Source organism: Kineosporiaceae bacterium SCSIO 59966, from assembly GCA_020881835.1.
In the GTDB taxonomy this organism is placed as follows: Bacteria; Actinomycetota; Actinomycetes; order Actinomycetales; family SCSIO-59966; genus SCSIO-59966.
Window position 1 is genome coordinate 2,476,958 of record CP052876.1, and the last position, 18,099, is coordinate 2,495,056.

Annotated in this window: 17 protein-coding genes and 1 pseudogene; 7 read left to right on the forward strand and 11 right to left on the reverse strand. The window is 75.1% G+C overall.

Annotated elements, in window-relative coordinates:
- The first annotated feature begins 108 nt into the window (after positions 1–108).
- On the forward strand, positions 109–615 hold the full coding sequence (gene greA / locus HJG43_11600) for a transcription elongation factor GreA (protein ID UER55076.1): 507 nt from the start codon (positions 109–111) through the stop codon (positions 613–615).
- Between the two features lie 6 nt (positions 616–621).
- On the opposite strand, the gene HJG43_11605 is transcribed toward greA, so the two are convergent.
- From HJG43_11605 to HJG43_11640, 8 genes and pseudogenes are all read right to left on the reverse strand, one after another.
- Entirely contained in the window at positions 622–1,827 is a 1,206-nt protein-coding gene (locus HJG43_11605) for a threonine ammonia-lyase (GenBank protein ID UER55928.1), read from the reverse strand.
- An 18-nt stretch (positions 1,828–1,845) separates the two neighbouring features.
- Positions 1,846–3,168 carry an AI-2E family transporter gene (locus HJG43_11610; protein ID UER55077.1) on the reverse strand — a complete coding sequence of 441 codons (1,323 nt, stop codon included), beginning with the start codon at positions 3,166–3,168 and terminating at the stop codon, positions 1,846–1,848.
- Positions 3,165–4,541: a glutamate mutase gene (locus HJG43_11615; GenBank protein ID UER55929.1), complete on the reverse strand. Its 1,377-nt coding sequence runs from the start codon at positions 4,539–4,541 to the stop codon at positions 3,165–3,167. Before HJG43_11615 ends, HJG43_11610 begins: the two co-directional genes overlap by 4 nt.
- A 78-nt stretch (positions 4,542–4,619) precedes the next feature.
- A complete protein-coding gene (locus HJG43_11620) occupies positions 4,620–5,879 on the reverse strand; it encodes a Dyp-type peroxidase (protein UER55078.1) in 1,260 nt (419 codons plus the stop codon).
- Positions 5,879–6,442 carry a copper chaperone PCu(A)C gene (locus tag HJG43_11625; protein UER55079.1) on the reverse strand — a complete coding sequence of 188 codons (564 nt, stop codon included), beginning with the start codon at positions 6,440–6,442 and terminating at the stop codon, positions 5,879–5,881. Before HJG43_11625 ends, HJG43_11620 begins: the two co-directional genes overlap by 1 nt.
- A gap of 182 nt (positions 6,443–6,624) precedes the next feature.
- A pseudogene (locus HJG43_11630) lies at positions 6,625–7,041 on the reverse strand (copper resistance protein CopC).
- A gap of 31 nt (positions 7,042–7,072) precedes the next feature.
- Entirely contained in the window at positions 7,073–7,747 is a 675-nt protein-coding gene (locus HJG43_11635; protein ID UER55080.1) for a hypothetical protein, read from the reverse strand.
- Between the two features lie 142 nt (positions 7,748–7,889).
- Positions 7,890–9,065: a cystathionine gamma-synthase gene (locus tag HJG43_11640; protein UER55930.1), complete on the reverse strand. Its 1,176-nt coding sequence runs from the start codon at positions 9,063–9,065 to the stop codon at positions 7,890–7,892.
- A 140-nt stretch (positions 9,066–9,205) separates the two neighbouring features.
- On the opposite strand from HJG43_11640, the gene msrA reads away from it, so the two are divergent.
- From msrA to HJG43_11660, 4 genes are all read left to right on the forward strand, one after another.
- The gene (msrA, locus tag HJG43_11645) at positions 9,206–9,871 is read left to right on the forward strand and encodes a peptide-methionine (S)-S-oxide reductase MsrA (GenBank protein UER55081.1); all 666 of its coding nucleotides are present in this window, start codon (positions 9,206–9,208) and stop codon (positions 9,869–9,871) included.
- 120 nt (positions 9,872–9,991) lie between these two features.
- The gene (locus HJG43_11650) at positions 9,992–10,237 is read left to right on the forward strand and encodes a hypothetical protein (protein ID UER55931.1); all 246 of its coding nucleotides are present in this window, start codon (positions 9,992–9,994) and stop codon (positions 10,235–10,237) included.
- 49 nt (positions 10,238–10,286) lie between these two features.
- On the forward strand, positions 10,287–11,525 hold the full coding sequence (locus HJG43_11655; GenBank protein UER55932.1) for a cupin: 1,239 nt from the start codon (positions 10,287–10,289) through the stop codon (positions 11,523–11,525).
- A complete protein-coding gene (locus HJG43_11660; GenBank protein UER55082.1) occupies positions 11,522–13,072 on the forward strand; it encodes a methyltransferase domain-containing protein in 1,551 nt (516 codons plus the stop codon). The genes HJG43_11655 and HJG43_11660 overlap by 4 nt, the downstream gene beginning before the upstream one ends.
- Before the next feature lie 15 nt (positions 13,073–13,087).
- Here the strand turns inward: HJG43_11660 and HJG43_11665 are convergent, their stop codons facing one another.
- Positions 13,088–14,461, reverse strand: a complete 1,374-nt coding sequence (locus tag HJG43_11665; protein UER55083.1) for a cystathionine beta-synthase — start codon at positions 14,459–14,461, stop codon at positions 13,088–13,090.
- A gap of 125 nt (positions 14,462–14,586) precedes the next feature.
- Between HJG43_11665 and HJG43_11670 the strand changes: the two genes are divergently transcribed.
- Both HJG43_11670 and HJG43_11675 read left to right on the forward strand, forming a co-directional pair.
- Positions 14,587–15,585 carry an SGNH/GDSL hydrolase family protein gene (locus HJG43_11670; GenBank protein ID UER55084.1) on the forward strand — a complete coding sequence of 333 codons (999 nt, stop codon included), beginning with the start codon at positions 14,587–14,589 and terminating at the stop codon, positions 15,583–15,585.
- Positions 15,586–15,633: 48 nt separating this feature from the next.
- Entirely contained in the window at positions 15,634–16,857 is a 1,224-nt protein-coding gene (locus tag HJG43_11675) for an acetyl-CoA C-acetyltransferase (protein UER55085.1), read from the forward strand.
- Positions 16,858–16,885: 28 nt separating this feature from the next.
- On the opposite strand, the gene HJG43_11680 is transcribed toward HJG43_11675, so the two are convergent.
- Positions 16,886–17,107, reverse strand: a complete 222-nt coding sequence (locus HJG43_11680) for a hypothetical protein (GenBank protein UER55086.1) — start codon at positions 17,105–17,107, stop codon at positions 16,886–16,888.
- A gap of 119 nt (positions 17,108–17,226) precedes the next feature.
- The gene (locus HJG43_11685; GenBank protein UER55087.1) at positions 17,227–18,057 is read right to left on the reverse strand and encodes a Bax inhibitor-1/YccA family protein; all 831 of its coding nucleotides are present in this window, start codon (positions 18,055–18,057) and stop codon (positions 17,227–17,229) included.
- Between the last annotated feature and the right edge of the window lie 42 nt (positions 18,058–18,099).

Below are 18,099 nucleotides of genomic sequence, written 5' to 3' on the forward strand. Positions count from 1 at the left end.
GCAGCAGAGCCGAGGCCCTGAGCGACGGCGTGCCGCCGACACCGTTCGGACGACGACCCAGGGCCCGGCCCGGGACGGCACTACGTACCACGAGGAGACCACACCACCGTGACCGAGACCACGCACACCCAGACCACGCGCACCCAGACCTGGCTGACCCAGGAGGCCTACGACCGCCTCAAGGCCGAGCTCGACCACCTGACCGGGGAGGGCCGGACCGAGATCGCCAAGCGGATCGAGGCCGCCCGCCAGGAGGGGGACCTTCGCGAGAACGGCGGGTACCACGCCGCGAAGGAGGAGCAGGGCAAGCAGGAGGCCCGGATCCGCCAGCTGGAGGACCTGCTGCGGCACGCCAAGGTGGGTGAGCCGCCCGCGGACGACGGCGTCGTCGAGCCGGGCATGGTGGTCGAGGCGAAGGTCGGGCAGACGACGATGAAGTTCCTGCTCGGCAGCCGGGAGAGCGCCGGGCACACCGAGCTCGACGTCTACAGCGAGAAGTCGCCACTGGGTGTCGCCATCAACGGCCGCAAGGCGGGCGAGACCGTCACCTACGTGGCCCCCAACGGCAAGGAGATGGACGTCGAGATCCTCTCGGCGACGCCGTTCTCCGGCTGATCCCGCTCAGGCGGAGGTGACCGGGTACCCCTCGGACCGCAACCGGTCGAGCACGGCATCGCAGTGCTCCGGACCCCGGGTCTCGAGCTGCAGCCCGATCTCGACCTCGTCGACGGACAGCGCGGCACCGGTGCGCACGTGCTCGACCTCGAGCACGTTGGCGTCGGCGTCGGCGAGGACGGCGAGCAGGCCGGCCAGCGAGCCGGGGCGGTCGGCGACCCGCACCCGCAGCGACAGGTAGCGCCCGGCTGAGGCCATCCCGTGCCGGATGACGCGCAGCAGCAGCAGCGGGTCGATGTTGCCACCGGACAGGACGACGACGACGGGCGGCTCGAACGCCCCGGGCTCGGCCATCAGCGCCGCGACGCCGACCGCCCCTGCGGGCTCGACCACCAGCTTGGCGCGCTCGAGCAGGTGCAGCAGGGCCTGGGAGATGGCCTCCTCCCCCACCGTCCGGATGTCGTCGACGAGCTCGCGGACCACCGCGAACGGCACGTCACCGGGGCGGCCGACCGCGATCCCGTCGGCCATCGTGGACATCCGCTCCAGCGGCACGGGGTGCCCGGCCGCCAGGGACGCCGGCCAGGCTGCCGCCTGACCGGCCTGGACGCCGACGACCCGGACGTCGGGTCGGAGGGCCCGGACCGCGGTGGCGATCCCGGCGAGCAGCCCGCCGCCGCCGGTGCAGACCACGACGGTCCGCACGTCCGGGCACTCCTCGAGGATCTCCAGGCCGACGGTGCCCTGGCCGGCGACGATGTCGACGTGGTCGAAGGGGTGGATGAGGACCGCCCCGGTCGCCTCCGCGTGCTCGCGGGCGCTGACCAGCGCCTCGTCGACGGTGCTGCCCTGCAGGACGACGTGGGCGCCGTACCCCTCGGTGGCCCGGATCTTCGGCAGCGCGGCGCCGACTGGCATGTACACGGTGGCACGCAGCCCCAGCAGCCGGGCGGCGAGCGCCACCCCCTGGGCGTGGTTGCCGGCACTGGCGGCGACGACGCCGCGGGCCTTCTCCTGCTCGCTCAGCCGGGCGATCCGGGTGTACGCGCCACGGATCTTGAAGGACCCGGCACGCTGCAGGTTCTCGCACTTGAGGTGCACCGGTCCGCCGACGAGCTCGGCCAGCGCCCGGGAGTACTCCAGCGGGGTCGGGCGCACCACCCCGGTCAGCAGCTCACGGGCCGCCTCGACGTCGGCGAGGGTGACCGGCATCGTCGGGGGCACGGGGCGTCATCCTCCCAGACGCTGGTCGCGGACGGTCGCGTCCTCCGCCTCGACGTCGGCGTCCGCGCCGTCACGGTCGGTCCCGTCGTCACGGTCGGTCCCGTCGTCACGGTCGGTCCCGTCGTCCGAGACCGGGTCGTCGCCCCGGACCGGGTCACCGTCCGGGGTGACCGTCGGCGGCGGGAGCGGTCCCCCGTGGCTCGCCAGCTCGTCGAGCTGCTCGGGCTCGGACTCGGACTCCTCCCGGCCGCTGAGATAGAGCGCCACCGTGTTGACCACGGCCAGCAGCGGGACGGCGAACAGCCCTCCGACGATCCCACCGAGGAGGATGCCGGTGGTCACCGCCAGCGCCACGGCGAGCGGGTGCAGGGCGACGGCCCGGCCGAGCAGCACCGGCTGCAGGACGTTGCTCTCCAGCTGCTGCACGCCGACGACGACCGCGAGCAGGATCAGGGCCACGACGATCCCGTCGGTCACCAGCGCGACGAGTACGGCCACGGCGCCGGAGAAGATCGCGCCCACGATCGGGACGAACGCGGTGAGGAACACGAGGACGGCGATGGGGACGGCGAGCGAGGGGCCGAGCAGGATGATGGCCCCGAGGCCGATCCCGACGGCGTCGACGGTGGCGACGAGGATCGTCGCTCGGATGTAGGCGGTGAGCGTGACCCACGCGCGACGGCCGGCGCCGTCGATCCGCTCACGGACGCCGCGGGGGGCCAGGCCGACCAGCCAGGCCCAGATCCGGCGTCCGTCGCCGAGAAAGAACAGGGTCGCGAACAGGGCGAGGAACAGCCCGGTGACGACGTTCCCCAGGGTGACGGTCGCAGTCAGCGCACCGCTGACGATGGCGTCGCTGTTCGCCGACAGCTGCTGGCGGACCTGCTCGACGTACCCGTTGACCTGGGCCTCGTCCAGGGCGAGCGGACCGGTGACGAGCCACGTCTGCACCTGCTCGAACCCGCTGACGGCCTGGTCGCGCAGATCGGCGAAGCTGCCCGCAATCCGCTGCCCGACGAGGGCGAACATCGCCACCACCGCGGCGACCGCGGTGACGATGGTGACGCCGGCCGCCAGCAGCGACGGCATGCCCGTGCGGCGGAAGGTCCGTTGCAGCGGCGCCAGCAGGGCGGTGAGCAGCAGGGCGATGACCACCGCGACGGAGACGACGCTGACCTGGGTGGCGAGAAAGCCGACGCAGACGATGCCGACGGCGATCACGAGCAGCCGCCACGTCCAGTCCGAGACCAGCCGGACGCCGTAGGGGACGTGCACCTCCCGGTCGACCGGCCGCGGGCCGGGGCGGGTCAGCCGGCTGCGCTGGATCATGGGGTCAGTGTGTCGCGGCCGGTGACGATCCGGCGGGCAAGGCGCGCGGCCGCCTGCGGGTGGTCACCGGCGAGCAGGCCGACGGCGAACAGCAGGTACCGCCCGTCGACGACGACCGCCGGAGACTCCGGCACCCGCCAGCCGCCGGCGTGGTCGGTCGTCGCGGGCCGCAGCACCTGACGGCGCGCCGCCACCCCGCCGTGGCGCAGGACGCCGCCCGAGCCGACGACGGCCCGGACTCGTCGCAGGTCCCGCCCGGCACTCCCCGGACCGGCCGCCCGGGCGTGCCGGCGCAGCGCGACGGTGACCGCCAGCTCGGCGAGCCGGGCGTCCTCGGCGGCCTCCTGTGCAGTGGCGGGGACCATCGCGACGTCCTCGGCGCGGCGCTGCGCGGCGTCGTGCAGGCGGGCCGCCTCGCCCGCCCCGACGAGCCGCTCCGCGACGGCGGCCTCCACGACGCCCGGTGCCCCCCACCGCATGCCGAGGTCGCCCTCGACGGTGCGGGCCCGCCACAGGGGGGCGACCACCTCCTTGCGCAGGGCCGCGTCCTCTCCCTCGGGGGTGAGCACGGAGTACACGTCGGTGGTGGCGCCGCCGACGTCGACGACGAGCACGTCGCCGAGGCCGGGCACACCCAGGTCCGGCGCGCCGTCGGCGAGCACCTCGACCCCCGCCAGGACGACGTCCGGCGTGGGGCCGCGGACCAGCCGGGCGAACGTGGGCCCACGGGACAGGCCCTTGCCGCCGATGACGTGCTGGAGGAACGCGTCGCGGATCGCGGCCCGGGCGCCGGCCGGCTCGAGCACCCCGATCCGGGGCAGCACGTTGGCGGCAGGCACGACACGACGTCCGGTGGCGCGCAGCAGCTCCTGCGCACGGGGGGCGGCGTCGGCGTTGCCGGCGAGGACGACCGGGACGCCGATCCTGGCCCGGGCGAGCCGCTCGGCGTTGTGCAGCAGGACCTCGGCGTTGCCGCCGTCGGTGCCGCCGACGAGCAGCACGAGGTCCGGGGCGGCGGCGCGCAGGGCCCGCACGTCGGCCGGCGCGAGCCGCCCCGCGTGCACGTGCACGACGCGCGCCCCGGCGGACAGCCCGACACGGTGCCCGGCCTCGGCGGTGACGGCCCGCTCGTAGCCGACGACGGCGAGGCGCAGCCCCCCGCCGGCCGAGGAGCAGGCCAGCACGTGCTCGGCGGCCAGCGGCGTCCCGGCCCGGCCGGCGAGGTCCTCGACCACCCGGCGCAGACCGTCGAGGACGTCGCCGGGCGCCGTCGTCGGCACCGACGCGGTGGCGAGCACGGCACCGGTCCGGGTGTCGACGGCGACCCCCTTGGTGAACGTGGAGCCGACGTCCACGCAGGCGACGGCGGGCACGCCGGGGCGCGGGGCGCCCTGCCGGCGTGCGGCCGAGTCCGGGGTCGGGTCCACCGGGCCAACGGTAGGCAGGTGCTCTCAGCCGCCCAGCAGCCGCTCGGCGAGGTACTCCCCCTGCCGCGCCCCCGGCGGGACGAGGAACACCGCCGACCCGATCGGCGTCGTCCACTCGTTGAGCAGGTCGAGCTCGTCGAGCCGGCGCTGGATCGGGACGTACTGGCGGACGACGTCGGCCTGGTAGGTGACGAAGACCAGACCGCTGTTGCTCAGCTCCCCCGGCGCCGGCGGGTCGTCGTAGCTGTACGGCCGGCGCAGGAACCGCTCGTCGGGGTTCTCCGAGCGGGCCCGGCGCAGGTGCGCGAACGTCTCGATGACGGGGAAGCCGAGGGCGGTGCGCGCCTCGAGGTCCGGCTCGTCGTGCTCGCGGGTGCCGGTCAGCGGGGCGCCGGTGTCCAGACGTCGGCCGATCACCTGCTCGCGGGCCGGCCGGTCGAGCTGGTCCCACGTGTCCAGGTGCATCGCGATCCGCCGGACGACGACGGACGTGCCGCCGCGCAGCCATGCCGGGGCGTCGTCACCGTGCCAGATCAGCCGGTCGTCGGGCCCTCCGGGGACGAGGTTGCGGGTGCCGTCGAGCTGACCCATGAGGTTGCGGTGGGTGGTGCCCGCCGGCTGGGTGCCGGCAGCGCGCCGGAAGCCCTTCTGCAGCCAGCGGACCTGGCCGAACGTCCGGGCCTGGCGCAGCAGCTCCCGGACGGCGTGCGCGACCGTCGTCGGGTCGTCGGCGGCGACCTGCAGCAGCAGGTCCCCGCCGGTCCACCGCTCCTGCAGCCGGTCGACGCCGAAGGCCGGCAGGGGCGCGAGCCAGGACGGGCGACGGTGCTGCAGGCCCGCGGCGGTGAACACCTCGGGACCCAGGCCGACGGTGACGGTGAGCGAGGCGGGGACGGCGGCGAGCTCCGGCTCGGTGTCGGTGAGACCGGGGCGGCCTGCCGTGAGCCGGGCTGCGTCGTCGGTCCAGATCCGCAGCAGGCGGACGAGCGCCTCCCGGTCCACGCCGTCGAGCAGGTCGAGGGCGACGAACGTCGCGAACGCCTGCGGCGGCGTGGCGACCCCGGCCTGTCGCTCGCCGTGGAACGGCACGACGGCCCGCCCGACGGCGTCCGGCGCCGGGGGGACCGGGTCCCGGCCAGGTGGGCCGGCGACCACCTCACGGGCACCGAGGGCCACGACGGCTCCGCCGACCGCGGCGGCGCCGGAGCGCAACAGGCTGCGCCGGCTCGGACCGGCGCCTGGGCCGGTGTCCTGCGGGTGCCTCGGGCGTGGCTCGGCCGGCATCAGGAGTCACCTCCCTGGTAGGACTCCTCCGCGCCGCTGAAGGTGCGTGCGGTGACGGTGACGTCGACGCTGCTGCCGTCGGCAGCCTCCAAGGTGACGACGACGTCGTCCCCGGGCAGCAGCGGCGCGGTGAGGTCCATGAGCATGAGGTGGTCCCCGCCGGGGGCGAGCACGTACTGACCGCCGGCAGGGACGACGACGCCGTCCTCCTTCTCGGCCATCACCATCTGGCCGCCGTCGGCCGACACCATCTCGTGCAGCTCGGCGCGACCGGCGACGTCGCTGTCGGCCGCCACGACGTGGACGTCGGCGTCCGAGGCGTTGACGAGCGTGCCGAAGACGCCGGTCATGCCCTCGTCGGCTGCCTTCACCCACCCGTCGGTGAGGGTCAGCGCCGAGGCGGTCCCCGCAGCAGCGGTGGACGCCGTCGAGGCAGCCGGGGCCGGGTACGGCGGGGCGCCGTCGGCGGAGCCGCAGGCGGTCAGCAGGAGCAGGGCACCGGCGGCGAGAGCCCGGCCGGGGGCGCGGGCAGTGCCGGTGGTCGAGGTGCGGGTGGGTCGCATCAGGGGTTCTCCCGGGTGGTGGACCGCCGGCGTCGGCGGTGCAGGGCGAGCAGGGCGGTGGCGGTCGCGGCGAGCAGGACCACGCCCGCGGCGACGAGCGCGGCGGGGGCGGCGGGGGCGGGGGCTGCGGCGCTCGGCTCGGTCGGGCCGGCCGACGGGGGCGCAGCGTCCTGCGCCTCGGCCGGCGCGGCCGCCTCGCCGGCAGTGACGGTGCCGACGGTGAAGGTGATGAGACCGGAGACCGGGTGGCCGTCGGCGGAGACGACCCGCCAAGCGACGGTGTACTCACCGTCCGGCAGGTCGTCGGGCAGGTCGGCCTCGGCGACGCGGCCGTCGAGGGCCGGCTCGGCCTCGAGCAGGACGGTGTCGCCGCGGCGCAGCAGGACCGCCGGCGCTGTCGGCAGCACCTGGTCGCTGAACGTCAGCCGGACGACGTCGGGCGGGCGGTTCAGCGCTGCCCCGTCGGCCGGCTCGGCGTCGACGAGGTAGTCGTGGGCGTGCCCGGGTACGGCCGCAGGCACCGTGAGCAGCGCCGTCCCGAGGACGACGAGCAGCACGGTGGCCAGGACAGCACCGACGGGCCGCAGGCGGGTGGGCATACGGCTCTCTGGGGGTCGGTGGCGGGAGGGGTCAGCTGAAGGTCGGGCGGACCGTCAGCCGCACCGGCGGCCCTCGACGCGACGCCGCGTCCAGCAGCACCGGCCGCGGGGCCACCCGCAGGGCGGCCTCGGGCCGCGGCAGCCGTGGGGAGACCGGCAGGTGAGCCGCGCGGACCACCCGGACGGCGGGCAGCAGCCAGCCCCACAGCGACCACAGGGCCCGCTCTCCGTGCAGCAGGAGCACAGCGGTCAGGGCGGTCGCGGCGACGTGGGCGGCGAGCATCGCCGTCCCACCGGTGAGCAGGGCGTCCCCGGCGTGGGCGTGGCCGCCGGCGGTGGCGCACAGCCCGGCCGCCGCGGAGGCGGCGTCGGCGACCCCCTGGCCGGCATGGACGGCGTGGCCGGCGGGGCCGGACGCCGCGGCGTGGACGGCGTCCGCGCACGCCGGTCCCGGGGACAGTGCCAGGAGCGCGTGCAGCCCGACCTGCCCCAGGCCCAGCACGGCGACGATCCGGGTGCCGGACAGCCGCCGCCCGGCGAGCACGGCCGCCACGAGCAGTACCGCGACGCCACCGGCTCCGAGCAGCAGCGGCGACGGGGAGGCTCCACCGGCCAGGACGTGGCCGCCGGCGGCAAGGACGACGACGACGAGGGCGACGACGAGTGCGCGCACGAGGCGCAGGGCACCGGCCGCCGGCGAGGTCACCCGGCCAGGGTAGGACGCCCTCCGCCGGGGAAGGCCGCAACCCCGCTCGCGGTTGCACTCCCCACGGGCTCGGCGGCCAGGCGGGTCCCGGCGACCCCCTTGGTGAACGTGGAGCCCACGTCCTCAGGCGACGGCCGGCACGTCAGTCCGGGAGGCGCCCCGTGCCCAGCGCCCGGTCGAGGTCTGCGATGAGGTCCTCGACGTCCTCGATCCCGACCGAGAGCCGGACGAGGTCGGCGGGCACCTCGAGGGAGGAGCCGGCCACGCTGGCGTGGGTCATCCGCGCCGGGTGCTCGATGAGGGACTCCACCCCGCCGAGCGACTCCCCGAGGGTGAACACCTCGGTCCGCTCGCAGACCCGCAGTGCGGCCGCCTCGTCCCGCACCCGGAACGACACCATGCCGCCGTAGCGGCGCATCTGGCGGCTGGCGGTGGCGTGCCCGGGGTGGGAAGGCAGCCCTGGGTAGAGGACGTCGGTGACCGCGGGGTGGTCCTGCAGCCAGGCGGCGACGCGCTCGGCGTTGTCGCAGTGCCGCTCCATCCGCAGGGCGAGGGTGCGCAGCCCCCGCAGCGTCAGCCACGCGTCGAAGGGACCGGCGACACCGCCCATCGCGTTCTGGTGGAACGCGATCCGCTCGGCCAGCTCGGCGTCCCGGACGACGACGGCGCCCCCGACGACGTCGGAGTGGCCGCCGACGTACTTCGTCGTCGAGTGCACGACGACGTCCGCGCCGAGCAGCAACGGGGCCTGCAGGTACGGGGTGGCGAACGTGTTGTCGACGACGAGCAGCGCATCAGCGGCGTGCGCGGCGACGGCCAGGGCCTCGACGTCGGCGACGCCGAGCAGCGGGTTCGTCGGGGTCTCCGCCCACACCAGCCGGGTCCGGCCTGGACGGACCGCCGCCACCACGGCGGCGGGATCGGCGATGTCGACCGCGGTGTGCTCGACCCCCCAGCGCCGCAGCACCCGGGCGAACAGCCGGTAGGTGCCACCGTAGGCGTCGTCGGGGACGACGACGTGGGTCCCGGGCTCGAGGACCGTGCGCAGCACCGCGTCCTCGGCGGCCAGGCCCGAGGCGAACGCGAGTCCCCGTGCCCCGCGCTCCAGCGCGCACAGTGCCTGCTCCAGCGCCGCCCGGGTCGGGTTGCCGGACCGGGAGTACTCGTAGCCGCCACGCAGGCCGCCGACTCCGTCCTGCTTGTACGTGGAGACCTGGTAGATCGGCGGCACGACGGCGCCGGTGGTGGGATCGGGAGCCTGGCCGGCGTGGACGGCGCGGGTGGAGAAGCCGGTCTCGGTCCAGTCGGGGTTCGTCACCGGGTCGAGGGTAGACGGGTCGCAGCACAGCCGGCGTCCGGCCGGGAACGCGGCGTACCCGCTCACGGTTGACCCTCTCAGGGACTGCCGCGGTGTCACACCGGGACGTTCGCCGCCGACTGCGAAGGAGACTGTGCACGATGAACCTGTTCGGCAGCCGTACGAGGTCCGAGATCGTCCGCCCCGAGGACGCCCTGCGGGGCCGGCCGGCGCGGCCGTTCACCGTGCCGGACCGGCACGCCGTGCTCGGCACCCCGCTGGAGGGGCCGTGGCCCGAGGGCACCGAGGTGATCTCCCTGGCGATGGGCTGCTTCTGGGGTGCCGAGCGGGTGCTCTGGCAGCTGCCCGGCGTGGTCACGACCGCGGTCGGGTACCAGGGCGGGTACACCGAGAACCCCACCTACGAGGAGGTGTGCACCGGCCGGACCGGGCACGCCGAGACGGTGCTCGTCGCGTACGACCCGGCGGCGGTGTCCACCGAGACCGTGCTGCGGACCTTCTGGGAGTCACACGACCCGACCCAGGGGTACCGGCAGGGCAACGACGTGGGGACCCAGTACCGCTCAGCGGTGTACTGGACGACCGCGGAGCAGGCGCAGGTGGTCCGGGCCACCCGGGACGCCTACGCCGGCCGGCTGGCCGCGGCCGGCTACGGCGACGTGACCACCGAGCTGCGGCCCGCCGCCGACGCCGGGCCGTTCTGGTACGCCGAGGAGTACCACCAGCAGTACCTGCACAAGGTGCCCAACGGGTACTGCGGCCTGGGCGGGACCGGGGTGAGCTGCCCGGTCGGGCTGGCCACCTGAGGTCCGGTGACCTAGGTTCAGGATGAACGACACGAACCCCGAGCACAGGAGAATGACGTGAGCCAGGACCCCGCCACCCCCGACCCGCAGACCCCCGTGCGGCCGCTCGCCGACGACGACATGTCGACGGTCGGCGCCTCGACCCCGCGCGCCGAGCGGGACGCTGACGCGGTCGACGCGGACGCCGACACCGTCGACGCGGACACCATCGACGCGACGGACGGCACGGACGCCGACAGCACCGACGCCGACGCCGACAGCACCGACGCCGACGCGGACTCCACGGACGCCGACGCGGACAGCACCGACGCCGACGCGGACTCCACGGACGCGGACGCCAGCGACACCACCGACTCCCGCGCCTGAGCCGTCGTCCTAGGGTCGCACCGTGACCCCACCGGACCCGAGGACCCCACTGCCCCCCGACGACGCACCGAGCCGCACCCTGGCCCGCTGCGTCGGTGACGTCGCTGCATTCGCCGCCGACGTGTGGGGCCGCCGCTCCCAGGTGCACCCGTCCGGGGTGCCCGCCGACGACCTGCTCTCGCTCGACGACGTCGACGCCCTCGTGACGTCCTCGGCGCTGCGGGTGCCGACGTTCCGGCTGGTCAAGGACGGCCGGCCGCTGCCGGTGGCGTCGTACACGACCGACGGCACGATCGGCGGCCGGCGCTACGACGGCGTCGCGGCACCCGCGAAGGTGCTGGCCGCGATGGACGACGGGGCGACCCTGGTGCTGCAGGGGGCTCAGCGGTACCACCCGCCGCTGGCGCGCCTCGCCCGCGACCTCGAGGTGGCCCTGGGTCACCGCTGCCAGGTCAACGCCTACGTGACCCCGCCGGCCGCCCGCGGGCTCGAGGTGCACGCCGACCCGCACGACGTCCTCGTGCTGCAGGCGTTCGGGACCAAGACGTGGGAGGTGCACCCCACCCCCTGGCAGTCCCGTCACGAGCCGGACGCCGGCGTCGTCGAGCAGCTGCTCGTCCCCGGGGACGTGCAGTACCTGCCGGCCGGGACGCCGCACGCAGCCCGCTCCCAGGACGTGCTGAGCGGCCACGTCACCGTCGGGATCCTCACCACCTCCTGGGCGGACGTCGTCCAGGACGTGGTGCGGGCGGTGCTCGACGACGCCACGCTCGATGACGGCACGCTGACCGACGGCACCGGTCTCACCGGGCCGCTGCCGGTGGGCTGGCACGAGGACCCGGACGCAGCCGCGGACGCCCTCGCCGACCGCCTGCACCGCGTCGCCGACGCCCTGCGCGACCGTCCTGCGGGACCGGTGCTGCGGCAGCGGGCCGAGACGTTCCTGCGGCGCCGCCCTGCCCTGCTGGCCGGCGCGCTGGTGGACCGCACCCGACTCCCTGGCCTCGACGACGCGACGGTCCTGGAGCGCCGCCCCGGCGCGGTGCTGCGGGTGGTCTCGGGCCCGGACGCCGACCGGATCCGGCTGCTCCTGGGGGACCGGGCGCTGGACGTCCCGGCCCGCCTGGCCCTGGCCGTCGAGACCGTCGCCCGGCGCGACCGGCTGACCCCGGCCGACCTGGCCGGCGTCCTGGACGCCGAGAGCCGGCTCGTGCTGTGCCGGCGACTGGTGCGCGAGGGGCTGCTGCGTGTCGCCGACCCGACGGTGGGCCCCGGGGCGGGTCGGTGACGGGGCGCGCGTACTGCGCCGCGACGAGCCGGGAGATCCACGAGCCCCTCGCCGGGACGGCGAGCACGGTCCGCGCGTTCCTGCTCCTGGAGCACGGTGGCCCGTGGGGACGCAGCGTGCTGCAGCACGCCACGTTCCCCGACGGGGTCCGCGAGGGGATGCGGGACCTGTGTGCCCGGCACGGCGTCCGCGGCATGCTCATGCGTCGTCCCGGCAGCGGCCCAGGCGTACCGGAGCGGCCCCGGGTGGTGCTGTCCGTCACCAGCCCGGACGGCGGCGTCGCGGCCGAGCGGCGCCTCGACGACGTGACGGACGTCGCCGCTCTACCGCTGGCCTCGCTGCTCGCCGAGCTGCGCGCCGGCCGGGTGCCGGCCGGGTGGACCGGGGTCGAGAACTTCCTCGGCACGTGCACCCACGGCCGCCACGACGCCTGCTGCGCCGAGTACGGCCGCCCGGTCGCGCGCGCCCTGCACGACCTGGTCGGGGACTCGGCGTGGGAGGTGTCCCACGTCGGCGGCGACCGGTTCGCCGGCAACGTGCTAGCCCTGCCCGAGGGCCTGTACTACGGCCACGTCACCCCAGCCGACGCTGCCGACCTCGTCGCCGCCCGTCGCAGCGGACGGCTGCTCACCCGGCTGCTGCGCGGTCGCTCGTCGTTGCCGTTCGCCGCACAGGCGGCCGAGATCGCCGTGCGCCGCCACCTCGGCCTCGAGCAGGCGGACGCCGTCCGCGTGCTGGAGGTGGAGCAGTCCGAGCACGCCGTGCGCTCCGGGCACTCGGTGCCCACGGTGCAACGGACGACGACGACCTGGTCGGTGAACACCGGAGCGGCCCCGGCCACCTGGCGGGTCGTCGTCGAGACCGCCCACCCGGGGCCGTCACGGCCGCTGACCTGCACCGGTGAGGCGTCCCGGCCCCCCGTGCACACGGTCGTCGAGCTGGCCGCCACAGACGCACCCGGGCGCGGGATGCAGGGGTGGGACGCCGCCTACGCCGCTCGAGCGGCGGCCGGCCGGCAGGTGGGGGACCTCGACCCGCTGCTCGTCGGCCTGCTCGCCGACCTGCCACCCGGGCGGGCGCTCGACGTGGCCGCGGGCACGGGGCCGGCGGCGCGCTGGCTGGCGGCCCACGGCTGGCAGGTCACCGCCGTGGACTTCTCCGCCGAGGCGGTTGCGCTCGCCCGCCGGGCGGACGCGCAGGCAGGGGTGGACGTCGACTGGGTGGTGGCCGACGCCCGCGTCTGGCAGCCGCCGGCGGGCTCACCGGGCTTCGACCTGGTCCTCGTCGTCCGGGCCGCCCTGCCGGACGTCGTGGCCCGGGCCGGTGACTGGCTCGCCCCCGGCGGCCGGCTGGTCGTCGTCGGGCACTCCAGGGCGAACCTGGCCATAGCCGACGCCCCTGGCCCCCGGGACCCTCGGCTCCTGCACGACCCGGACTCGCTGCGCCGGCTCGCCGGGGACCTCGAGGTCGAACGCTGCGAGGAGGTGGACCGCCGCCCCGAGGGCGGCCGCGGTGTTGACGTCGTCCTGGTCGCACGCCGGCACTGAGCTCAGCGCACCTGTTCAGCCGGCGACGAAGGCGAGCAGGTCGTGGCGGGTCAGCACGCCGGCGGGTCGGCCGTCGACGTGGACGAGGACGGCGTCGTGCTCCTCCAGGACTCGACGAGCGGCGTCGACCGACTCGCCCCCGCCGACCTGCGGCAGCGGAGGGCCCATGTGGTCGCGCACCGGGTCGGACATCGCCGCCCGTCCGGAGAACACCGCCTCCAGCAGGTCGCGCTCGCTCACCGCGCCGAGCACCTCGCCCGCGGTCACCGGGGGCTCGGCCCCCACGACCGGCATCTGGCTGATGCCGTACTCGCGCAGGACGTGCACCGCGTCACGGACGGTCTCCGTCGGGTGAGTGTGCACCAGCTCGGGCAGCCTACCGTCCTTGCGCTCCAGCACGTCCGCGACGGTGGCGTGCTCCCCCGCGGGAACGAACCCGTAGGAGGCCATCCACCGGTCGTCGAAGACCTTGGTGAGGTAGCCGCGGCCGCCGTCCGGCAGCAGGACGACGACGACCTGGTCGGTGGCCTCCGGGCCGAGCCGTCGGGCGACCCGCAGGGCGGCGACGACCGCCATCCCGCACGAGCCACCGACGAGCAGTCCCTCCTCGCGGGCCAGCCGGCGGGTCATCGCGAAGGACTCGGCGTCGCTGACGGCGAGCACCTCGTCGGGCACGGACGGGTCGTAGGCGCGCGGCCAGAAGTCCTCCCCCACCCCCTCGACGAGGTACGGCCGTCCGGTGCCGCCGGAGTACACCGACCCCTCAGGGTCGGCCCCTACCACGCGGACCCGGCCGCCGCTGATCTCCTTGAGGTAGCGACCCGTGCCCGTGATCGTGCCCCCCGTGCCGATGCCGGCGACGAAGTGAGTGACCCGACCGCCGGTGTCCGCCCAGATCTCCGGGCCGGTAGTGGCGTAGTGGGACGCCGGTCCCTCCGGGTTGGAGTACTGGTCCGGCTTCCAGCCGCCCTCGATCTCACGGACCAGGCGGTCGGAGACCGAGTAGTACGAGTCCGGGTGGTCCGGAGGGACCGCGGTCGGACAGACGACGACCCGCGCGCCGTAGGCGCGCAGCACGTTCCGCTTGTCCTCGCTGACCTTGTCCGGGCAGACGAAGACGCAGTCGTACCCCCGCTGCTGAGCCACCAGGGCCAGCCCGACCCCGGTGTTGCCCGAGGTCGGCTCCACGATCGTCCCGCCGGGGCGCAGTGCCCCGGACCGCTCAGCGGCCTCCACCATCGGCAGTGCGATCCGGTCCTTCACGGAGCCACCGGGGTTGAGGTACTCGACCTTGGCGAGAACCGTGGGAGCGACACCCTCGGTCACCCGGTTCAGCCGGACCAGAGGCGTGTGCCCGACGAGATCCATGACATGGTTGGCGTACTTCACAGATCGCATCCTCGCAGAACGGACGTCCTAGCAGGCCAGCCGGGAACATCCCGGGGTCCGGGGGCGTCGATGACAGTGGACTCTACGGCGGGAGGCACAACCACGCGCCGCAGGAGGGGAGACGGGTGACACGGGCGCAACGAGCACGCCGGGTGGCCACCGCCGCCGCCCTGGGCGGAGGCGGCCTGACGTTCGTCGGTGCCCTCGGGCTGGCCGTGATCGCAGCCGAGGCACGACTGGCCCGCCGCTGGATCGGCACGCCGTTCGGGTTGTCCGCGCCGAACGCCGAGGGCGTCTACGGGTTCGGCGCCGGTGAGCCGATCGATCTCGCGGTCCTCGGTGACTCCAGCGCCGACGGTCTGGGCGTCGAGCGGCCCGAGCAGACCCCGGGCGCGCTCATCGCCGGAGGGCTGGCCGCCGTCTCCGGCCGTCGGGTCCGGCTGACGAACGAGGCCGTTGTCGGGGCGGAGTCGACCGACCTCGACGACCAGGTCAGTGAGCTGCTGTCCCGGGTGCCCGCCCCGGACGTGGCGGTCATCCTCGTCGGCGGCAACGACGTCACCCACCGGGTCCAGGTGCCGGTGGCCGTCTCGGCGCTCGCGAACGCCGTCCGCCGGCTGCGGGCGACGGGGTGCGAGGTCGTCGTCGGCACCTGCCCCGACCTCGGCACGATAGAGCCGATCCCGCAGCCGCTGCGCGCGCTGGCGCGGCGGTGGAGCCGCGAGCTCGCCGCGGCGCAGACGGTCGCCGTCGTCGAGGCGGGCGGCCGGACCGTCTCCCTCGGCGACATCCTCGGCCCGGAGTTCTCCACCTCGCCGCGGGAGCTGTTCAGCGCCGACCGGTTCCATCCCTCCGCCGCCGGGTACGCGCGCGCGGCTGCCGCCCTGCTGCCGAGCGTCTGCGCCGCCGCGGGGTACTGGCCGGACGGCGGTGCCGAGCGGGCACCGGACCTGCGCCGCGGCGAGGGCATCGCACCCGTCGCCGACGCGGCCGCCGCGGCGGTGGAGCAGCCGGGTACCGAGGTCTCGGGCGCCGAGGTGGGCGGCAGCGACCGCGGCCCGCTCGGCCGCTGGGCGACCCTGCTGCGGCGCCGACGCCTGCCCGCTGCCGCTACCCACAGGTAGCATCTCCGGGAAGACCCGCACGCGCCCTGGGCGCACGAGGAGGACACCATGGCCGAGGCCGTCATCGTCAGCACCGCCCGCAGCCCGATCGGCCGAGCGTTCAAGGGCTCGCTCAAGGACATCCGCCCCGACGACCTGGCTGCCACCATCGTCTCCGCCGCCCTGGAGAAGGTGCCGGGCCTGGACCCCAAGGACGTCGACGACCTGTACCTGGGCTGCGCCGAGCCGTGGGCCGAGCACGGCAACAACCTCGCCCGCGTGGTTGCCGTGCTCGCCGGGTACGACCACCTGCCCGGGGTCACGGTGAACCGGTTCTGCGCCTCCAGCGTGCAGACCACCCGGATGGCCTTCCACGCGATCAAGGCCGGCGAGGGGGAGGTGTTCGTCTCCGGCGGCGTCGAGATGGTGTCGCGCTACCAGAACTTCGCCGGAGCAGGCCAGACCCCGCAGGACTGGGTGAATCCGCGCTTCGCCGAGGCCCAGGCGCGGACGGCCCGGATGGCCGAGTCGAACGAGACCTGGCACGACCCCCGGGAGGACGGCGCCCTGCCCGACATCTACATCGCGATGGGGCAGACCGCCGAGAACGTCGCCACCCTGCGCGGGGTCAGTCGCCAGCGGCAGGACGAGTGGGCGGTGGAGAGCCAGAACCGGGCCGAGAAGGCCATCGCGGACGGGTTCTACGCCCGCGAGATCACCCCGGTGACGACGCCGGACGGCACCGTCGTCGACGCGGACGACTCCCCCCGCGCCGGAGTCACGCTCGACGGGGTACAGGCGCTCAAGCCGGTGTTCCGGGAGAACGGGACGGTGACGGCCGGCAACTGCACCCCCCTCAACGACGGGGCCGCCGCCCTGGTGGTCATGAGCGACACCAAGGCCCGCGACCTCGGCCTCACCCCGCTCGCCCGGGTGGTGTCCACCGGGGTCTCGGCACTCTCCCCCGAGATCATGGGCCTGGGCCCGGTGGACGCGTCGCGCCAGGCGCTGGCCCGGGCCGGGATGAGCATCGACGACATCGACCTCGTGGAGATCAACGAGGCGTTCGCGGCGCAGGTGCTGCCGAGCGCCGACGACCTGGGCATCGACCTCGACCGGCTGAACGTGCACGGCGGGGCCATCGCCCTGGGCCACCCCTTCGGGATGACCGGGGCCCGGATCACCGCGACGCTGCTCAACGGGCTGCAGAGCCGTGACAAGCAGCTCGGCCTGGAGACGATGTGCGTCGGCGGCGGCCAGGGGATGGCCATCATCTACGAGCGGCTCAGCTGAGCCCGCCGCCGGCGACGTAGTGGCCGGGTCACAAACCCCTGCGTAGTGCGACGAGGCGGTCGTGGAGCTGCTCCACGACCGCCTCGTCGTCGCCTGCGGCGGCCAGGAGGTCACCGACCAGGACGACGAGCTGGTCACCGAGGGCGTGCTCGCCGAGGACGGGGACCACCCGCCGGGGACGACCCTCCCGGACGGCGGCGGTGTCGGCGGCCCACTGCAGGACCGGGCGGACCCGGTCGGCCGAGCTCACGCCGTCCGGTCCCCGGCGCCGGCAACGCGACGGGCCGAGCGCGGCCAGGCGGGTGGTGACCCGCCACAGCTCACGCTCGGCCCGCTCGACGGCTTCGCTGCCGATGACCGACGCTCCGGTCAGTCGCTACCGCGCAGGATGGCCAGGATCCGCAGGAACTCGATGTACAGCCAGACCAGGGTCACGGTCAGGCCGAAGGCGGCGGTCCACGCGTACCGGGCCGGGATGCCGGAGCGGACCCCGCGGTCGATGAAGTCGAAGTCGAGCGTCAGGGACAGAGCCGCGAGCACGGCGCCGACGGCACCGACCAGCAGGCCCCACGGGCCGAACCCGCGCATGTTGAGGTCGGTGAACAGCACCAGGACGAGGTTGACCAGGACGAACACGGCGTAGCCGCCGACCGCGAACAGCATGATCCGCTGGAACTTCGGCGTGACCCGGATCCGGCCGCTCTTGTAGAGGGCGAGCATGACGCCGAACGTGCCGAGCGTGGCCAGCACCGCCTGGAAGACGATGCCGTTCCACTGGGTCTCGAAGGCCCGGCTGATCCCGCCGAGGAAAAGGCCCTCGAGGGCCGCGTAGCCCAGGATGAGCGCCGGCGACGGCTCCTTCTTGAACGCGTTGACCAGGCCGAGGACGAGGCCGCCGACGAGCCCGACCATCAGCAGGCCCGGGGCCACGAAGTACCCCACCGCGGCGCCGACGAGCAGCACCGCGAACACGCTGGCCGTGCGGATGACGACGTCGTCGTAGGTCATCCGCCCGGTCTCGAGCGGACCCGCCGGCGGCTGGGCGTACATCTCCTCGAGCCGCTGGGCCGAGGCGGCGTCGGTCGTCGCGGTGCCGGCGGCTCCCGCCTGCGCCTGCTGTGCGGGCCGGCTGTCGAACGTGGCGTACCCGTCACGGGTGAACTCCGGCATCCGGTTGAACACCGGGTTGTTGCTCTGCATCTGTGTCCTCCGTCGAGGGCTCGGGTGGGCCCCCACGCGGGA

Bases quoted from the DNA above. Each gene is read 5' to 3' on its own strand.
- HJG43_11605 (UER55928.1), bottom strand. From the start codon at position 1,827: ATGCCGGTCACCCTCGCCGACGTCGAGGCGGCCCGTGAGCTGCTGACC.
- HJG43_11610 (UER55077.1), bottom strand. From the start codon at position 3,168: ATGATCCAGCGCAGCCGGCTGACCCGCCCCGGCCCGCGGCCGGTCGAC.
- HJG43_11620 (UER55078.1), bottom strand. From the start codon at position 5,879: ATGCCGGCCGAGCCACGCCCGAGGCACCCGCAGGACACCGGCCCAGGC.
- HJG43_11625 (UER55079.1), bottom strand. From the start codon at position 6,442: ATGCGACCCACCCGCACCTCGACCACCGGCACTGCCCGCGCCCCCGGC.
- msrA (UER55081.1), top strand. From the start codon at position 9,206: ATGAACCTGTTCGGCAGCCGTACGAGGTCCGAGATCGTCCGCCCCGAG.
- HJG43_11650 (UER55931.1), top strand. From the start codon at position 9,992: ATGTCGACGGTCGGCGCCTCGACCCCGCGCGCCGAGCGGGACGCTGAC.
- HJG43_11675 (UER55085.1), top strand. From the start codon at position 15,634: ATGGCCGAGGCCGTCATCGTCAGCACCGCCCGCAGCCCGATCGGCCGA.
- HJG43_11685 (UER55087.1), bottom strand. From the start codon at position 18,057: ATGCAGAGCAACAACCCGGTGTTCAACCGGATGCCGGAGTTCACCCGT.